Annotated in this window: 15 protein-coding genes and 1 pseudogene; 10 read left to right on the top strand and 6 right to left on the bottom strand. The window is 71.2% G+C overall.

Going from position 1 to position 16,582, the window contains the following annotated elements; all coding sequences use genetic code 11:
- Positions 1-100 precede the first annotated feature (100 nt).
- From IE263_RS26955 to IE263_RS48780, 3 genes and pseudogenes are all read left to right on the top strand, one after another.
- Entirely contained in the window at positions 101-793 is a 693-nt protein-coding gene (locus IE263_RS26955; protein ID WP_229911182.1) for a transglycosylase SLT domain-containing protein, read from the top strand.
- A 50-nt stretch (positions 794-843) separates the two neighbouring features.
- Positions 844-1,086 (top strand): annotated as a pseudogene (locus IE263_RS48785) (peptidoglycan-binding protein); the annotation flags it as partial.
- A 30-nt stretch (positions 1,087-1,116) separates the two neighbouring features.
- Positions 1,117-1,476, top strand: a complete 360-nt coding sequence (locus IE263_RS48780) for a M23 family metallopeptidase (RefSeq protein WP_308430731.1) — start codon at positions 1,117-1,119, stop codon at positions 1,474-1,476.
- Between the two features lie 105 nt (positions 1,477-1,581).
- Here IE263_RS48780 and glnA2 read toward each other — a convergent pair whose 3' ends face one another.
- On the bottom strand, positions 1,582-2,943 hold the full coding sequence (gene glnA2, locus IE263_RS26945) for a gamma-glutamylpolyamine synthetase GlnA2 (protein ID WP_189940371.1): 1,362 nt from the start codon (positions 2,941-2,943) through the stop codon (positions 1,582-1,584).
- Positions 2,944-3,263: 320 nt separating this feature from the next.
- Here glnA2 and IE263_RS26940 point away from each other — a divergent pair, with 320 nt between their 5' ends.
- Positions 3,264-4,448 carry a globin domain-containing protein gene (locus tag IE263_RS26940; RefSeq protein WP_189940370.1) on the top strand — a complete coding sequence of 395 codons (1,185 nt, stop codon included), beginning with the start codon at positions 3,264-3,266 and terminating at the stop codon, positions 4,446-4,448.
- Positions 4,449-4,463: 15 nt separating this feature from the next.
- On the opposite strand, the gene IE263_RS26935 is transcribed toward IE263_RS26940, so the two are convergent.
- Positions 4,464-4,988, bottom strand: a complete 525-nt coding sequence (locus IE263_RS26935; protein ID WP_189940369.1) for a hypothetical protein — start codon at positions 4,986-4,988, stop codon at positions 4,464-4,466.
- A 63-nt stretch (positions 4,989-5,051) separates the two neighbouring features.
- The gene (locus IE263_RS26930) at positions 5,052-5,486 is read right to left on the bottom strand and encodes an RrF2 family transcriptional regulator (RefSeq protein ID WP_189940368.1); all 435 of its coding nucleotides are present in this window, start codon (positions 5,484-5,486) and stop codon (positions 5,052-5,054) included.
- Between the two features lie 194 nt (positions 5,487-5,680).
- Between IE263_RS26930 and IE263_RS26925 the strand changes: the two genes are divergently transcribed.
- The 4 genes from IE263_RS26925 (at position 5,681) to IE263_RS26910 (ending at position 11,215) form a co-directional block, all read left to right on the top strand.
- A complete protein-coding gene (locus tag IE263_RS26925) occupies positions 5,681-6,340 on the top strand; it encodes a thioredoxin-like domain-containing protein (protein ID WP_189940367.1) in 660 nt (219 codons plus the stop codon).
- Positions 6,337-6,951 carry a DUF305 domain-containing protein gene (locus tag IE263_RS26920; protein ID WP_189940366.1) on the top strand — a complete coding sequence of 205 codons (615 nt, stop codon included), beginning with the start codon at positions 6,337-6,339 and terminating at the stop codon, positions 6,949-6,951. Before IE263_RS26925 ends, IE263_RS26920 begins: the two co-directional genes overlap by 4 nt.
- A 185-nt stretch (positions 6,952-7,136) precedes the next feature.
- Complete coding sequence (locus IE263_RS26915; protein ID WP_189940365.1) at positions 7,137-9,077, top strand: S53 family peptidase; 1,941 nt, start codon at positions 7,137-7,139, stop codon at positions 9,075-9,077.
- Between the two features lie 92 nt (positions 9,078-9,169).
- Entirely contained in the window at positions 9,170-11,215 is a 2,046-nt protein-coding gene (locus IE263_RS26910; RefSeq protein ID WP_189940423.1) for an NAD(+) synthase, read from the top strand.
- 236 nt (positions 11,216-11,451) lie between these two features.
- Here IE263_RS26910 and IE263_RS26905 read toward each other — a convergent pair whose 3' ends face one another.
- Positions 11,452-12,048 carry a hypothetical protein gene (locus IE263_RS26905; protein ID WP_189940364.1) on the bottom strand — a complete coding sequence of 199 codons (597 nt, stop codon included), beginning with the start codon at positions 12,046-12,048 and terminating at the stop codon, positions 11,452-11,454.
- 228 nt (positions 12,049-12,276) lie between these two features.
- Here IE263_RS26905 and IE263_RS26900 point away from each other — a divergent pair, with 228 nt between their 5' ends.
- Entirely contained in the window at positions 12,277-13,416 is a 1,140-nt protein-coding gene (locus IE263_RS26900) for a sensor histidine kinase (protein WP_189940363.1), read from the top strand.
- On the top strand, positions 13,413-14,084 hold the full coding sequence (locus IE263_RS26895; protein ID WP_189940362.1) for a response regulator: 672 nt from the start codon (positions 13,413-13,415) through the stop codon (positions 14,082-14,084). The genes IE263_RS26900 and IE263_RS26895 overlap by 4 nt, the downstream gene beginning before the upstream one ends.
- A gap of 81 nt (positions 14,085-14,165) precedes the next feature.
- Here IE263_RS26895 and IE263_RS26890 read toward each other — a convergent pair whose 3' ends face one another.
- Positions 14,166-15,407, bottom strand: coding sequence for an MFS transporter (locus IE263_RS26890; RefSeq protein ID WP_189940361.1), 1,242 nt, complete (start codon positions 15,405-15,407; stop codon positions 14,166-14,168).
- Positions 15,408-15,504: 97 nt separating this feature from the next.
- Positions 15,505-16,563, bottom strand: a complete 1,059-nt coding sequence (locus IE263_RS26885) for an endonuclease/exonuclease/phosphatase family protein (RefSeq protein ID WP_189940360.1) — start codon at positions 16,561-16,563, stop codon at positions 15,505-15,507.
- Positions 16,564-16,582 lie beyond the last annotated feature (19 nt).

Below are 16,582 nucleotides of genomic sequence, written 5' to 3'. Positions count from 1 at the left end.
GTTTGCGCGCGCCTCCCCTGGGGCGCATGGTGGAACCAGGGGCGACTGTGCCGACCAGCAGGCTCACTCCTTACCGGCCTCCGACGGTCGAGGAGGCACGATGGTTGCTCTTTCCAATGTGCGGTTCGGCAAGCGCAACGATGAGGTCAAGGCCATTCAAGCCGGGCTCATCGCAGTCGGAATGAACATCCCCGCGGGCGCCACCGGCTTCTTCGGCGAGCAGACGAGATCGGCCTACGCGGCGTGGCAGCGCGTACTGGGATTCACCGGCTCGGCCGCTGATGGATTTCCCGGCTGTTCCTCACTGGCAGAGCTCGGCGCCCGAGCCGGGTTCGTCGTGGACTGCCGCAATCCCGGGGCCATCACCAAGAGTTCCGTGCGCTTCTCGAGGAACTCGGGAGTGGCCGTGGACGAGGCCACGGCCCGCGCGTTCGCCGAGCAGGCATGCGACAGGACCGGTGCACCGAGGAGTTGGGTGACGGGCGTCAGCAACGGAGCGAACCTGTTGACTCTCGTGTTCCGTGAGTCATCCTTCAGGCCGAACGCTGTGAACCGGGACGATGTGAACGCAACAGGCCCCATTCAATCGGACGGTGCCAGGCTCAACTGCTCACGCGGCTACGCCCAGGTGATTCCCGATACGTTCGCGGAGAACCACCAGGCGGGCACATCCGACCGAATCTACGATCCGGTGGCGAATATCGCGGCGGCCATCAACTACATCTGGCGCCGGTACGGTGACATTTCACGCGTTCAGCAGGCGAACCCGCATCGTGATCCGGCCCCTTACTGAGATCCGGTCCCTTACTGACCGTCCCCTTACTGAAAGGAGGGAGGACCATGCCTGCGCTGGCACCGTTCCCAGGAGCGGCATTCTTCCGCAAAGGACGACGCAGTGCCGTGATCGCCGCGATGGGCAAACGCCTGGTGGCGGAAGGGTGCGGGAAGTACCAAACAGGTCCTGGTCCCGAGTGGACCGATGCCGATCAACAGTCGTACGCCGCCTGGCAGCGCAAGCTCGGGTTCAAGGGAGCTGACGCCAACGGCATTCCCGGCAAGACCTCTTGGGACCGACTCCGCGTCCCCAAAGCTCCTGGTGCCCGCGCCACGTCTCCTGTGCCGGGACACGGGGTCACGACCCCCCACCGGAAGAAGGGGCCTCACTGGTCCCTGGGCTATCACACCGGCGCGGACTACGCCGCTCCCACGGGCAAGCCGTGCGTCGCGGTGCGCAGCGGCTCCATAGCCCGCAGCGGATACGACAGGAGTTTCGGCAGGTTCCTCGTGCTACGCGCGGACGGATTCGACTTCTGGTACTGCCACCTCGTCAAGCGGATCGTGAAGGGGGGTTCAGTCAAGGCCGGCCAGAAGATCGGAGAAGTCGGCTCCACCGGAAACTCCACCGGCCCCCATCTCCATTTCGAAAAGCGCCCGGCCGGTGGCGGCTTCGGATCCGACGTGACACCCAACTGGTAGCCGGGCCGGCGGGAGACGAGACAGGGCCGACGGTGTCCTGACCGTCGGCCCTGCATGTCGCCGGCCTTGCATGTCGCTCTGGCGGAAACGCAACCTGCCCCGCGCCTACAGCACCGGCAGGTTCTTCCGCAGCTCGAACGCGGTGACCTCGGAGCGGTACTCCTCCCACTCCTGCCGCTTGTTGCGGAGGAAGAAGTCGAAGACGTGCTCACCGAGCGTCTCGGCCACGAGGTCGCTCCGCTCCATGAGGGTGAGTGCCTCGCCCAGGTTCTGCGGCAGCGGCTCGATCCCCATGGCGCGGCGCTCCGCGTCGGACAGCGCCCAGACGTCGTCCTCGGCGCCCGGCGGGAGCTCGTAGCCCTCCTCGACGCCCTTGAGGCCGGCGGCCAGGAGCATGGCGTAGGCCAGGTACGGGTTGGCGCCGGAGTCCAGGGAGCGGACCTCGACGCGCGCCGAGCCCGTCTTGCCGGGCTTGTACATCGGGACGCGGACGAGGGCGGAGCGGTTGTTGTGGCCCCAGCAGATGTAGGAGGGGGCCTCGCCGCCGGCGCCGGCGGTGCGCTCGGAGCCGCCCCAGATGCGCTTGTAGGAGTTGACCCACTGGTTGGTGACGGCGGAGATCTCGGCGGCGTGCTTGAGCAGACCGGCGATGAAGGACCGGCCGACCTTGGACAGCTGGTACTCGGCGCCGGACTCGTAGAAGGCGTTGCGGTCGCCCTCGAAGAGGGAGAGGTGGGTGTGCATGCCGCTGCCGGGGTGCTCGGAGAACGGCTTCGGCATGAAGGTCGCCTGGACGCCCTGCTCCAGCGCCACCTGCTTCATGACCAGGCGGAACGTCATGATGTTGTCGGCCGTGGAGAGCGCGTCGGCGTAGCGGAGGTCGATCTCCTGCTGGCCGGGGGCGCCCTCGTGGTGGGAGAACTCGACCGAGATGCCCATCGACTCCAGCATGGTGATCGCCTGGCGGCGGAAGTCCATGCCGATGTTCTGCGGGGTGTGGTCGAAGTAACCCGAGTTGTCGGCCGGGGTCGGGCGTGAGCCGTCCAGCGGGCGGTCCTTCAGCAGGAAGAACTCGATCTCGGGGTGGGTGTAGAAGGTGAAGCCCAGGTCGGAGGCGCGGGCCAGGGCGCGCTTGAGCACGTACCGCGGGTCGGCGAAGGACGGGGAGCCGTCCGGCATGAGGATGTCGCAGAACATGCGGGCGGTGCCGGGGGCCTCGGCGCGCCAGGGCAGGACCTGGAAGGTGGAGGGGTCCGGCTTGGCGATCATGTCGGACTCGTACACGCGGGCGAAGCCCTCGATGGCGGAGCCGTCGAAACCAATGCCCTCGTCGAACGCCTGCTCGAGCTCCGCCGGGGCCACGGCGACGGACTTGAGGAAGCCCAGCACGTCCGTGAACCACAGGCGTACGAACCGGATGTCGCGCTCCTCCAAGGTCCGGAGCACGAACTCCTGCTGCTTGTCCATCTTCCGCTTCCCCATCCTTGCTGGTCAGGCCGCCTGTCCCCCGTCCCACGGGAGGCGGTCGGGCACCTGAGCATCCCACCACAACCGCATTTCGTGCGCGTTGCGGACCTTGATCGTGACGGCGACCCGGGCCTGAACGCCTCGCGTACGGCAGATGTACTGCTCTGCCGCCCATCTTGCCTGCTCGGACTGACATCCGTAATGCCCGGCCCCTCCGTCCCACCCCACCTCCTTAATTTGCATCTCAGATGCAAGTTTTATTACGGTGCCGACCGCCGGCCGCCGAACAGGGCCCCGGCAAGCGAGTCCCAGGAGGCCTGATGCTGTCCGCCCAGTCCGCAGCCACCGTCCGCGCCACGCTCCCCGTCGTCGGAGCGGCCATCGGCGAGATCACCGAACGCTTCTACTCGGGCCTGTTCGCCGCCCACCCCGAGCTGCTGCGCGATCTGTTCAACCGCGGCAACCAGGCCGCCGGCACCCAGCGCCAGGCCCTGGCCGGCTCGATCGCCGCCTTCGCCACACACCTCGTCGAGCACCCGGACACCCGCCCCGACGCGATGCTGACCCGCATCGCCCACAAACACGCGTCCCTGGGCATCGCCCCCGAGCAGTACCAGGTGGTCCACGAACACCTCTTCGCGGCCATCGTCGACGTCCTCGGTGAGGCGGTCACCCCCGAGGTCGCGGCCGCCTGGGACGAGGTCTACTGGCTGATGGCGAACGCGCTGATCGCGATCGAGAAGCGGCTGTACGAGGAGCGCGGCGGCCACACCTGGCGGACGTGGGAGGTCGTGGAGCGCGTCGCGGAGACCCCGGACGTCGTCACGTTCCGCCTGCGCCCCCTCGACGACGCCCCGGTCCGCGACTTCCTCCCCGGCCAGTACGTCTCCGTCCGCACCGGACTCGCCGACGGCGCCCACCAGATCCGCCAGTACAGCCTCTCCGCCGCCCCCGACGCGGCCGTACGCCAGATCAGCGTGAAGCGGGTGCCCGGCGGTGAGACCCCGGAGGGCGAGGTCTCGAACCACCTGCACGCGCGCGTGCACGAGGGCGACGTGCTCGAACTGTCCGAGCCGTACGGCGACCTCGTCCTCGCCGACGCCCCCGGCACCCCCCTGCTCCTGGCCTCGGCCGGCATCGGCGTCACCCCGATGATCCCGATGCTGGCCCGTCTGGCGGCGACCGGCCACGACGCCCCCGTCACCGTCGTCCACGCCGACCGCTCCCCCGCCGACCACGCCCTGCGCACGGACCACGAGACCTACGCGGCCAAGCTCCCCGAGGCGACCGTCCACCTCTGGTACGAGCAGGACGCCCCCGAGGGCGCCCACACCGGCCTCGCCGACCTCACGGACGTCCCCGTCCACCCCGGCACGCGCGCGTACCTGTGCGGCCCGCTCCCCTTCATGCGCGCCGTCAGGGCCCAGCTGATCGAGAAGGGAGTGGCTCCGGCGGACGTGCACTACGAGGTGTTCGGGCCGGATCTGTGGCTGGCGGGGGCCTGAGGGCCGCGGCGCGGTTCAGCCGGTGAACAGGGGATCGTAGGGCTCCCCCTCCGGCGTGAAGACGAGGACGAAGTCCTTGCCCAGGCCGAGGGCGACCTCCCGCAGCCGGGCCAGTACCTCCGCCTCGTCCGGAAGGTCCAGGCCGAGGGCCGCGGCGGCGCGGTCACGGTCGGCCGGCAGGCCGGGCAGGTCCGCGAGGTACTCGGCGGCGAGCTCCCGGCTCTGCTCCGTGGTGAACGCCGTGCAGTCCCGCCACCACGGGGCGACCAGGAGGAGGTGCAGGAGTTCGGCAAGGCCGATCGCGACGAGCGTGGCGCGGCCGTCGAGGTCCGCGTACAGAACCGGTCGCTCCTCGCCGCCGTCGCCGCAGAAGAAGTACGTGCCTCCGGCGCCGTCGCCCGCGAACGCCTCCAGCGCGGCGCCCGAGGCGAGGTGGACTTCCTCGGCGTGGTCGCCCCGGTCCAGGTCGAAGTCGCCCGGCCAGGCGAGGAAGCGGGCGGCCCCTTCGTGTGCGCGGACGGCCGTGATCAGTGATCGCATGCACGGGACGGTAGCGACGACCACTGACAGGGGCGACGACAAGCACCGTGCGGAAGGGCGGGCTCAGCCCGGCCGGGAGATCCCCAGCAGCAACGGACCCGTCGGCTCCGCCACCATGTCCGACACCGTCACCGGGTCGAGGGACGCGAAGAAGGCCTCCTGGGCCCGGCGCAGCGCTCCTCGCAGCCGGCAGCCGGAGTTCAGGGGGCAGGGGGTCGCGCCCTCGCACTCCACGACGTCGCCGTCGCCCTCGAAGGCGCGGACCACGGCGCCCACCGACGCCGTACGGCCCTTCTCGGTCAGCGCGAGGCCGCCGCCACGGCCGCGGCGGGCCTCCAGCAGGCCCATGTGCTGGAGTTCGGCCACGACCTTGGCCGTGTGGGTGTAGGGGACCTCCATGGCGGCCGCCACGTCACGGGTCGTGGGGGTGGTCTCGCCCGCCACCGCGAGCCGCATCAGGACGCGCAGCGCCAGGTCGGTGGATCGCAAGAGCCGCATGAGGGGAAGGGTAGATAATACGCATCTCGGCTTCAAATTATCCCGGGGGCAGTCTCGGCGTCCGCCCGGTCCACAGTTGGCTGTGACCTGCCTACGAGATCCCCTCCCTCCCCTATTACGATCAGCGGACCCGTAAGCCCCGAACACCCCGTACGCCTCACCGTCCCGCCCCTTTCCCCCGAAGGACAGGCCCCATGGGTTCCGCCAAGAACAGCACCAGCGCGGCGCGCAAGGCGCGCATAGAGGAGATGCGGAAAGCCGAGCAGGCGCGTGAGCGGCGCAACCGGATCCTCACGGTCACGGCGAGCTTCGTCGTGGTCGCCGGGCTCGTCGCGGGGACCGTGTTCCTGGTGCAGTCGCAGTCGGACGACTCCTCCACCGACGCGAAGGCGACCGCGGGGAAGTTCGTCACCGGCTCGGACGGCGTGAAGACGTGGAAGGGGACGCTCGGTCGGACCCACGTCACCAAGACCGTGAAGTACCCGACCGAGCCCCCGGTCGGCGGGGACCACCACCAGGCCTGGATGAACTGCAACGGCGACGTCTACACCAAGGCGCTGAACAACATGAACGCCGTGCACTCCCTGGAGCACGGCGCGGTCTGGGTGACGTACAACAGCAAGGCCTCGAAGACGGACGTCGACGCGCTCGCGGCGAAGGTGAAGAAGACGCCGTACACGCTGATGAGCCCGGACGACCAGCAGGCCGATCCGATCATGCTGACCGCGTGGGGGCACCAGCGGACGGTGACCGGCGCGAGTGATCCGAACGTGGACAAGTTCCTCGAGAAGTTCGTGCAGGGCGAGCAGACGCCCGAGCCGGGTGCCGCGTGCACGGGCGGTCTGTCGCAGTGAGGTATGCGGGGATCGCCGTGGCCGTGGCCGGGGTGCTGGTCGCGGCCGGGGCGATCAGTTACTCCGTCGCCGGGGACAACGGCGCCGGCGTCCCGTCCGCCGACTCGGCGGACGCCGGCTTCGCCCGCGACATGGCGGTGCACCATCAGCAGGCCGTCGAGATGTCGTACATCGTGCGCGACCGCACCCAGGACGAGGACGTACGGCGGCTCGCCTACGACATCGCCCAGACGCAGGCCAACCAGCGCGGCATGCTGATCGGCTGGCTCGATCTGTGGGGGCTGCCGAAGGTGTCCTCGCAGGAGCCGATGGCCTGGATGGGCATGAGCGGCATGGCCTCCGGCGAGGACGGCGCGCTGATGCCGGGCATGGCCACCAACGCCGAGATGAAGAAGCTGGGGACCCTCAACGGCAAGCAGGCCGAGGTGTTCTTCCTGCAGCTCATGACGGACCACCACAAGGGCGGCATCCACATGGCCGAGGGCTGTGTCGCCAAGTGCACGGTCGGTGTGGAGAAGCGGCTCGCGCAGGGCATGGTCGAAGGGCAGGAGTCGGAGCTGCGGCTCATGGCGGACCTGCTGAAGGAGCGGGGCGCGAAACCCCGGCCGTAGCGCCCGCGCGGCGCCCGACGCGACGGGCGTAAGCCTCAAATCACCCTGCATTCCGATCACTTGGGCTCTTCTTGGCCCGGGCAGGGTTCTTCTTGGTCTCCGTATTCCCCTGGCATGAACGGTTCATCGACAGAGTGGCGAGCGTCGAGTGATCCACTCGCGACGAACCACCCACAGGGGGTCCCATGAGATCCACACGCGCCGCGCTGCGCGCCGGGGCGAGCATGGCAGCGACACTGCCCATGATCGCCGGTGCGCTGGCGCTCGGCATCCCCGCGGCGCACGCCGCGGACGGCCCGGCCCGTGATCCGCTGGCCGGGACCAGGCCCGCGTGGGCCACGGCCAAGGCGGACCGGGGCGCCACCCCGGACAGCGCCCCGGTCACCGCGCGGGTCTACCTCGCCGGCCGGGACGCCGCCGGCCTCGCCCGGTACGCGAAGGCCGTGTCCGACCCGAGCTCGCCCGACTACGGCAAGTACCTCGGCGCACAGCAGGCGCAGGCCCGCTTCGGCGCGACCGCGGCACAGGTCTCCGCGGTCAGGGCATGGCTGACGTCGGCCGGTCTGAAGGTCACGGGCGTCACCCGGCACTACGTCTCCGTCACCGGTGACGTGGCCGCCGCCGAGAAGGCCTTCGGCACCCAGCTGCACAACTACACCAAGGGCTCGACGGCCTACCGTGCGCCCGCGGCGACGGCTTCGGCACCCGCGAGCCTGGACGGCGCGGTCCTGACCGTCACCGGCCTGGACAACGCGCCGCACAGGGCGAGCGCCAAGGACCAACTCCCGGCGCCCGCAGCGGTGTTCAGGAACGCCGGGCCGTTCTCGTCGTACTACGGCTCGAACATCGCGACCGCGCTGCCGGAGGCGTACGGCACGAAGATCCCGTACGCCGTGCAGGGGTACACCGGCAAGCAGCTGCGGGCCGCGTACGGCGCGGGCACGTACACCGGCAAGGGGGTGCGCGTCGCCATCACCGACGCGTACGCCTCGCCGACCATCGCCTACGACGCGGCCACCTACGCGAAGAAGCACGGGGACGCGGCCTGGAAGGCCGGGCAGCTCACCCAGGTGCTGCCCGAGAACTACACGAAGACCAAGGAGTGCGACGCCTCCGGCTGGTACGGCGAGGAGACCCTCGACGTCGAGGCCGTGCACGCGGTCGCGCCCGCCGCGAACGTCACCTACGTCGGCGCCGCCTCCTGCTACGACGACGACCTGCTCGACTCGCTCGGCAAGATCGTCGACAACCATCTGGCCGACCTCGTCTCCAACTCCTGGGGCGACATCGAGGCCAACCAGACGCCGGACCTCGCGGCCGCCTACGACCAGGTCTTCCAGCTCGGCGCGGTCGAGGGCATCGGCTTCTACTTCTCCTCCGGCGACAACGGCGACGAGGTCGCCCACACCGGCACGAAGCAGGTCGACACCCCGGCCAACTCGGCGTGGGTGACGGCGGTCGGCGGTACCTCGCTGGCGGTCGGCAAGGGCGACACGTACCTGTGGGAGACCGGCTGGGGCACGGAGAAGGCGTCCCTGTCGGCCGACGGCAGGAGCTGGACGGACTTCCCGGGCGCGTTCACCTCGGGCGCGGGCGGCGGGACGAGCCGGACGGTCGCCGAGCCGTACTACCAGAAGGGTGTCGTCCCGGACGCGCTCGCCACGGCCAACAGCGCCGCCGGCAACCGTGTCGTCCCCGACATCGCGGCCATCGCCGACCCGAACACCGGTTTCAAGGTCGGGCAGACGCAGACCTTCCCGGACGGCTCGCAGCAGTACAGCGAGTACCGCATCGGCGGCACCTCGCTGGCCGCGCCGGTCATCGCCGCCGTACAGGCCCTCGCCCAGCAGGCGCGCGGCGGCCACGCGATCGGGTTCGCCAACCCGTCGATCTACTCCCAGTACGGGACGCGGGTCTATCACGACGTCACCGACGACCCGACGGGCTCCGGCCTCGCGGTCGCGCGCGTCGACTACGCCAACAGCTACGACGCGGCGGACGGTCTGCTGACCTCCGTGCGCAGCCTTGGCAAGGACAGCTCGCTGTCCGCCGTGAAGGGCTACGACGACGTCACCGGCGTGGGCACGCCCGCGAAGGGCTACGTCGAGTCGTACCGGCGCCGCTGAGGCCCTGCGGTAGTCGTGCGCCCGTTCCCGTCGGTGGACGGGCGCACGATCAATCGCGTCGCTTTGACGATTACACTGACGCCGTGCCTCACTTGAACTTCTGGTCGATCTATCAGCACGGCTTCGCACGCGTCGCCGCGTGCACGGGCCACACCGTCATCGCGGACCCGCACGCCAACGCGGAGGCGGTCCTGCGTCACGCGCGCCGGTGCGCGGAGGAGGGGGTCGCCGTCGCCGTCTTCCCGGAGCTGGTGCTGTGCGGCTACTCGATCGAGGACCTGCTGCTCCAGGACGCGCTGCTCGACCAGGTCGAGGAGGCGCTCCAGGAGGTGGTGGCCGGGTCGGCTCAGCTGCTGCCGGTGCTGGTCGTCGGTGCTCCGCTGCGCCACCGCAACCGGATCTACAACTGCGCGGTGATCGTGCACCGCGGCCGCGTCCTGGGTGTCGTGCCCAAGTCGTACCCGCCGAACTACCGGGAGTTCTACGAGCGCCGGCAGATCGCCGACGGGGCCGACGAGCGTGGCGGGTCCATCCGCGTGGGCGGTGAGGCCGTGCCGTTCGGTGTGGATCTGCTATTCGCGGCGGACGACATCCCGGGTCTCGTGCTGTACGCGGAGATCTGCGAGGACATGTGGGTGCCGGTGCCGCCCAGCGCGGAGGCGGCCCTCGCCGGTGCGACCGTCCTCGTCAATCTCTCGGGCAGCCCGATCACGGTCGGGCGGGCCGAGGACCGCAAGCTGCTGTGCCGCTCGGCGTCCTCCCGCTGCCTCGCCGCGTACGTCTACGCGGCGGCCGGACTGGGCGAGTCGACCACCGACCTGTCCTGGGACGGCCAGACCATGATCTACGAGAACGGCGTGCTGCTGGCGGAGACCGAACGGTTCCCGCTCGGCGACGAGTACGCGGTGGCCGACGTGGACCTCGACCTGCTGCGGCAGGAGCGGCAGCGGATGGGCACGTTCGACGACAACCGCCGTACGCACCGCGCGCGGACCGGCGACTTCCGTACGGTCGCGTTCGAGCTCGATCCACCGCTCACCGACCTCGGACTGCGTCGTCGCGTGGAGCGCTTCCCGTTCGTGCCGGCCGACCCCGACCGCCTCGCCCTGGACTGCTACGAGGCGTACAACATCCAGGTCGAGGGCCTGCAGCAGCGGCTGGCGGCGATCGGCGGCCCGAAGGTGGTCATCGGGGTGTCCGGCGGCCTCGACTCCACGCACGCGCTGATCGTCGCCGCCCGTGCGATGGACCGGGCGGGCCGCCCGCGCAGCGACATCCTGGCCTTCACGCTGCCCGGCTTCGCCACCAGCGACCACACCAAGGACAACGCCCACCGGCTGATGCGCGCGATCGGCGTCACCGCGGCCGAGCTGGACATCACGCCGACCGCGCGGCTGATGCTCAAGGAGATGGGCCACCCGTTCGCCTCCGGCGAGCCGGTGTACGACGTCACCTTCGAGAACGTGCAGGCGGGTCTGCGCACCGACTACCTGTTCCGGCTCGCCAACCAGCGCGGCGGCATCGTGCTCGGCACCGGTGACCTGTCGGAGCTGGCGCTCGGCTGGTCCACGTACGGCGTGGGCGACCAGATGAGCCACTACAACGTCAACTCCGGCGTGCCGAAGACGCTGATCCAGCATCTGATCCGCTGGGTCATCAGCAGCGGCCAGTTCGACGACGAGACCAGCAAGGTCCTCGCCGCGATCCTCGACACGGAGATCAGCCCTGAGCTCGTACCGGGCGAGGAGATGCAGTCCACCGAGTCCAAGATCGGCCCGTACGCGCTGCACGACTTCACCCTCTTCCAGGTGCTGCGCTACGGCTTCAGGCCGTCGAAGATCGCCTTCCTGGCCTGGCACGCCTGGCACGACCGGGAGGCCGGCGCCTGGCCGCCGAACTTCCCGGAGGCCAAGCGGGTCGCCTACGACCTGCCCGAGATCCGGCGGTGGCTGGAGGTCTTCTGCCGTCGTTTCTTCGCGTTCGCGCAGTTCAAGCGCTCGGCCATGCCGAACGGGCCGAAGGTCTCGGCGGGCGGTTCGCTCTCCCCGCGCGGCGACTGGCGGGCACCGTCCGACAGCTCGGCACGCGCCTGGCTGCGCGACCTGGCCCGCTTCGACACCCCGGAGACGGAACGGTGACCACTAGGTGGTACGGCGCGCCCCGTCCCCCGGGCACGAAGATCTCGGCGACGGGCTCCGGCAAGGACCGGCGGCTGCCGATCACGAACGGCTGGCGGGAGTCGGTGTAGCGACGCCCTGGCCCAGTACGGTCGCGATCCGGTACTGGCCCGGAAAGCCCGCGGACACCGCCGGACACCACCGCGACCGTGCCGGTGCTCGTCCACGCCGACCACCGGACCTTCCCGGCCGGAGCACTAGGCCGCGGTCCGTGTGATCGCCCGGGAAGCGGCGGCGCTGTCCGGGCTCCGGTACAGCGCGGCGGCGAGCCAGATGAGGATGACGCCCACCGCCACGTGCAGCGCGCTGCTGAGCAGGGAGTCCGGCAGCGCGGTCACGAACGCGAACACCGGGAGGACGACCGCGTACCCCCACGACGGGATCCTCGGGAACACGCGGGCGCGCAGCATCGCCGCGCCGAACAGGGCGCAGCCCGCGGCGAAGACGGCTGCCGAGCCGATCAGCGCCGGGATCGTGGGGCCGGTCAGCGTGTCCTCGATCACGTCGTCGTCGAAGTAGAACAGCACCAGGTTCGACGCGAACGCGGCACCGCCGAACAGCCCGAGGCCGATCAGGTTGAGGGTGTGGGCGGTGTCCCCGAAGCGGCCGGCGGCCGGGGCCTGCCGCAGGTGCAGCGCGGCGAGCAGGGGCAGGGCGAGCGCCGGGGAGAGCGCGAGGAGCAGGCTGGTCGCGGCGGTCTCCCCCGTGAACGCCTCGATCAGGCCGGGCAGCGCGATCAGCAGGCCGGACAGGGCCCCGCACAGGGCGCCGGCGCGTACGGACGGTGAGGGCATGACGGGCACCTCCGGGTGCTCGGACGACAGGTCGGCGCTGGAAACGTAGGCGGCGGGCGGCCGTCGCCGGGAGGTGAGGGACGGCGACTTCGGCGGCCGGAGGTCACCATCCCAGGGGCGCCGTACGGCCGTTCGGCATGTGTCGTACGGCCGGACCCGACGCGGTTCCGCACGGCTCCCGGCGCGGCCGGGCTAGCCTGGCGGCGACGGGGTCAGGGGGTGGTGCGTATGGCGGACCACGTGCCGGTGCGGTGGGTGGCGCCGCTGCTGTACGGGGCGGTGCTGGCCGGCGGGCTCTACTACGTGGCCGCCGACCTGGGCGACGGGGCCGGGCGGCCGACGGCCTGGCGCACGGCGGGCTTCGTCGCGGCGCTCGGGGGGCTGTTCGCTCTGGAAGCAGTGGAGCGTGCCCGCCCCGCGGCCCGGCTGCCGCTGTTGCTCGCGCGCGGCGCGCTGGTCGTCGCGGTGGTGCTGCTCGACGCCTCGGGGCTGGCCCAGGTGCTGTTCGTGCTGTTGCCGTTCACCGCCTACTTCTCCTACGGCCGCATGACCGCGCTGGCGTTGGGCGGGCTGTGCCTGGCAGGGCTGCTCGCCAGGTACGTGCTGACCATCCCCGGCTGGTACCGGGACCTGGAGCACGTGTCCGACGCGCTGATGCTCTTCGTCGGCCTGGTGCTGGCGATCGCGATGGCGGCGGTGGCCGTCGGCGAACAGCGGGCGCGGCGGGCCCTGGAGGAGTACGCAGCGCGCGTCGCGGAGCTGTCCGCCGCCGGCGAGCGCAACCGACTGGCCCGCGACATCCACGACAGCCTCGGCCACCATCTCACCGCGATGTCCGTGCAGTTGGAGATGGCCGCGGAGTTTCGCGCGCTGGACCCCGACGCGGCCCAGCGGGCGCTGGGCGAGGCACGGCGCTCGGTCACGCTCGCGCTCGCCGATGTACGGCGGTCCGTGCGGGCGTTGCGCGGAGAGGCGGCACGGCCCACGCTGGCCGAGGAACTCGCCGCGCTGGCGCGGGGCGACGGAGCCGGGCCGCGCGTCACGGTCGAGGTGAGCGGCGCCGAGGACGGCTACGGCACCGCGGAACTGACCGCCCTCTACCGGGCCGCGCAGGAGGGCGTCACGAACGCGCGCCGACACGCGGGGGCGTCCCGGGTGAGGGTGGTGCTCCGCCTGGCCGAGGACGAGGCGCGGCTCGTGGTGGCCGACGACGGCTGCGGATTCGCACCGCGGGAGGCGACCGGCGGGTTCGGGCTGCCGGGCATGCGGGAACGGGTGCACCTGGTGGCGGGGAGAGTGGACGTCGAAAGCGGTCCGGGCGCCGGTACGCGGCTGACGGTGACCGTTCCGCGGGGAGGGGCGGCATGAACGACGAGGACGTGACCGATGAGCCGGGAGTCAGGGTGCTGGTCGTGGACGACCAGCGGCTCATCCGGGACGGCATCGCCTCGCTGCTCTCGGTGCGGCCCGGGATCACGGTCGTCGGCACGGCGGTGGACGGCCGGGACGCGGTGGCGAAGGCGCTCGAACTACGCCCGGACGTCGTCCTGATGGACGTCCGGATGCCCGAGCTGGACGGCGTCGAGGCGGTCGTCGTCCTGCGTGCCAGGGCGCCCGAGTGCCGGGTCGTGATGCTGACGACGTTCGACGACGAGGAGTACGTCGTCCAGGCGCTGCGCGCCGGTGCGAGCGGTTACCTGCTCAAGGACCTGCCGGCCGAGGAACTCGCGCATGCGGTGCGCCTGGCCCACGCGGGCGTCACCCAGCTCGACTCCTCGGTGGCCCGCCGCCTCACCGCCGCGCTCCCCACCCCGGGCCCCGCCCCGGGCCCACCCGGTCCCTCCGTCGCCCTGAGCCCGAGGGAGATCGACATCCTGCGGCTGGTGGCCCGCGGCCACACCAATCGGGAGATCGCGGCACGGCTCTACCTCAGCGAGGGCACGGTCAAGAACCACGTCTCCCGCATCCTCGGCCGCCTCGCCCTGCGCGACCGCACCCAGGCCGCCCTGCGCGCCCGCGACCTGGGGCTGCTCTAGGGGTGTGGAGCTGCTGCCGCCGGAGTGCGTGCGAACAGTGCCGCGTGCCTTGTGCCCGAGGCGTCGCTCCGGTCGCCGGCGTCAGCGGCGTGCCTCCGCCTTCGTCCGCCGGGGCGTGTTCACGGCGACGACGCGCTCGCGGGCCGTGTTCGGAGCTGGGCGTGCGGCTGCGGCCCGCCGTGCGTCGACCCCGTACGCCACGCCCGCGACCGCCAGCCCCAGCACCGCCAGCCCCGCCCCGGCCACCGCCGGCGACGTCACGCCGAAGCCCGCCGCCAGGGCCAGGCCGCCGATCCAGGCGCCGCCGGCGTTCGCGAGGTTGAAGGCCGCCTGGTTGGCGGAGGAGGCCAGGGAGGGGGCCGAAGACGCCTTCTCCATGACCATCATGTTGAGCGGGGTGCCGGCGACGAAGGCCGCGACGCCGAGGAGGACGACCGCCAGGGCGCCGCTCCACTGCGCGCGCATCAGCAGCGGGAAGAGGGCCAGGACGGCCGCCAGGGAGGTCAGGCCCCCGAACAGCGTGCGCCGCATCGCGTGGTCCGCCAGTCGTCCGCCGAGCAGGTTGCCGATCGTCGCGCCCACGCCGAACAGCGCGAGCAGCAGCGTCACGCTGGAGTCGGCGTATCCGGCGGCGTCCGTCAGCATCGGCGTGACGTAGCTGTACGCGGCGAAGAGCGCGCCGAAGCCCGCGACCGTCGTACCGAGTGCCAGCCAGACCGGGAGCGACTTCAGCGCCGCCAGTTCGCCGCGCAGGCCCGTGGCGGGTGCCGCCTGCGGGCGGGAGCGCGGGATCAGTACGGCCAGGAAGGCTATCGCCGCCAGCCCGATCACGCTCACGCCGAGGAAGGTGACCCGCCAGCCCAGGTGCTGGCCTACGAGCGTGGCGACCGGGACGCCCGCGATGTTGGCGACCGTGAGGCCGAGGAACATCAGCGACACGGAGCGGGCCTTGCGTTCCGGCGCGACCAGGCCGGTGGCGACCACCGCGCCGACGCCGAAAAAGGCACCGTGCGGGAGGCCGCTGAGGAAGCGGGCGGCCAGGAGGGAGTCGTAGCCCGGAGCGAACGCGGACAGCGCGTTGCCCACCACGAACAGGCCCATCAGGGCGATCAGGACCGTGCGCCGGGACAGCCGTGCCGTCGCCGCCGCCAGCAGCGGGGCGCCGATGACGACGCCGAGCGCGTACGCGGAGACCAGATGGCCGGCCGTCGGGATCGAGATGTGCAGGTCGTCCGCGACGTCGGGCAGCAGTCCCATCATCACGAACTCGGTGGTGCCGATGCCGAAGGCACCCACGGCGAGGGCGAGCAGGGCCAGGGGCATGGAGCGTCTGTGCCTTTCCGAAGAGGGGTTCTGTTCCATCGTATGTTCAAGTACGGAACAAACCCGCTCCGGCCCGGTATTCCGGCAGGTCACCCGGTCACGATGTGGTGACCTTCACACGCGCCGCCACCGGCAGGTGGTCGCTGCCGGTCTCCGGCAGGGTCCATGAGGTGACCGGCTCCACGCCCGTCACCATGATCTGGTCGATGCGCGCCATCGGGAACGACGCCGGCCAGCTGAAGCCGAAGCCGCTGCCGGCCGCGCCCTGCGCCGAACGCATCTGGGAGGTGACGGCGTTGAGGGAGCGGTCGTTCATCGTGCCGTTCAGGTCGCCGAGCAGGACCTTCCGGCTCAGCGGGTCGGCGGCGATCGCCTCGCCCAGCGCGTCCGCGCTCTTGTCGCGCTGCCGGGCTGTGAACCCGGCCTGGAGCTTGACGCGTACGGAAGGCAGATGGGCGACGTAGAACGCGACCGGCCCCTCCGGGGTGGTCACGGTCGCCCGCATCGCGCGGACCCAGCCCAGCTTGATGTCGACGTCGGCGACATCGCTCATCGGGTACTTGCTCCACAGCCCGACCGTGCCCTGCACCGAGTGGTACTTGTACGTCGCCGCCAGCGCCTTCTCGTACACCGGCACCGCCGAGGCGGTCAGCTCCTCCAGGGCCAGCACGTCCGCGCCGGACGCGGCCACGTCACGAGCGGTGCCGGACGGATCGGCGTTGTCGGCGTTGACGTTGTGCGTGGCCACGGTGAGGTTGCCGCCACTGGCGGTCTTGTCGGTGAGCAGCCCGCCGAAGAGGTTCAGCCAGACCACGGCCGGGACGACCACCGCGATCAGCGCCGTCGCCGACCTGCGCACCAGCGCCAGCACAAGCAGCAGCGGGACGAAGAGGCCGAGCCAGGGCAGGAACGTCTCCGTGAGGCTGCCGAGGTTGCCGAAGCGGTTGGGGATGCGCGAGTGCAGCACCATCACCAGGGCCAGCGACAGGGCGAGTACGGCGACGACGGCGCCGCGGCGCCAGATCCTCGGGTCCCCGCGCCAGCTCGCCGGCAGTCGCTCGGCCAGGCGTCCGAGCAGGCGCCGAAGCCGGGTTCCCCGCGGCTCGGGCCCCGAGCCGCCGTTGTCCGTCTCCGTCATGTACGCCTGCTGCGCCATACCGTCGCCTCACTGCCTG

This window comes from Streptomyces aurantiogriseus, assembly GCF_014649375.1.
GTDB classification, from domain to species: domain Bacteria; phylum Actinomycetota; class Actinomycetes; order Streptomycetales; family Streptomycetaceae; genus Streptomyces; species Streptomyces aurantiogriseus.
This window is presented reverse-complemented; position numbering and strand designations above follow the sequence as displayed.

Bases quoted from the DNA above. Each gene is read 5' to 3' on its own strand.
- IE263_RS26955 (WP_229911182.1), top strand. From the start codon at position 101: ATGGTTGCTCTTTCCAATGTGCGGTTCGGCAAGCGCAACGATGAGGTC.
- glnA2 (WP_189940371.1), bottom strand. From the start codon at position 2,943: ATGGACAAGCAGCAGGAGTTCGTGCTCCGGACCTTGGAGGAGCGCGAC.
- IE263_RS26940 (WP_189940370.1), top strand. From the start codon at position 3,264: ATGCTGTCCGCCCAGTCCGCAGCCACCGTCCGCGCCACGCTCCCCGTC.
- IE263_RS26935 (WP_189940369.1), bottom strand. From the start codon at position 4,988: ATGCGATCACTGATCACGGCCGTCCGCGCACACGAAGGGGCCGCCCGC.
- IE263_RS26930 (WP_189940368.1), bottom strand. From the start codon at position 5,486: ATGCGGCTCTTGCGATCCACCGACCTGGCGCTGCGCGTCCTGATGCGG.
- IE263_RS26925 (WP_189940367.1), top strand. From the start codon at position 5,681: ATGGGTTCCGCCAAGAACAGCACCAGCGCGGCGCGCAAGGCGCGCATA.
- IE263_RS26915 (WP_189940365.1), top strand. From the start codon at position 7,137: ATGAGATCCACACGCGCCGCGCTGCGCGCCGGGGCGAGCATGGCAGCG.
- IE263_RS26905 (WP_189940364.1), bottom strand. From the start codon at position 12,048: ATGCCCTCACCGTCCGTACGCGCCGGCGCCCTGTGCGGGGCCCTGTCC.
- IE263_RS26900 (WP_189940363.1), top strand. From the start codon at position 12,277: ATGGCGGACCACGTGCCGGTGCGGTGGGTGGCGCCGCTGCTGTACGGG.
- IE263_RS26895 (WP_189940362.1), top strand. From the start codon at position 13,413: ATGAACGACGAGGACGTGACCGATGAGCCGGGAGTCAGGGTGCTGGTC.
- IE263_RS26890 (WP_189940361.1), bottom strand. From the start codon at position 15,407: ATGCCCCTGGCCCTGCTCGCCCTCGCCGTGGGTGCCTTCGGCATCGGC.
- IE263_RS26885 (WP_189940360.1), bottom strand. From the start codon at position 16,563: ATGGCGCAGCAGGCGTACATGACGGAGACGGACAACGGCGGCTCGGGG.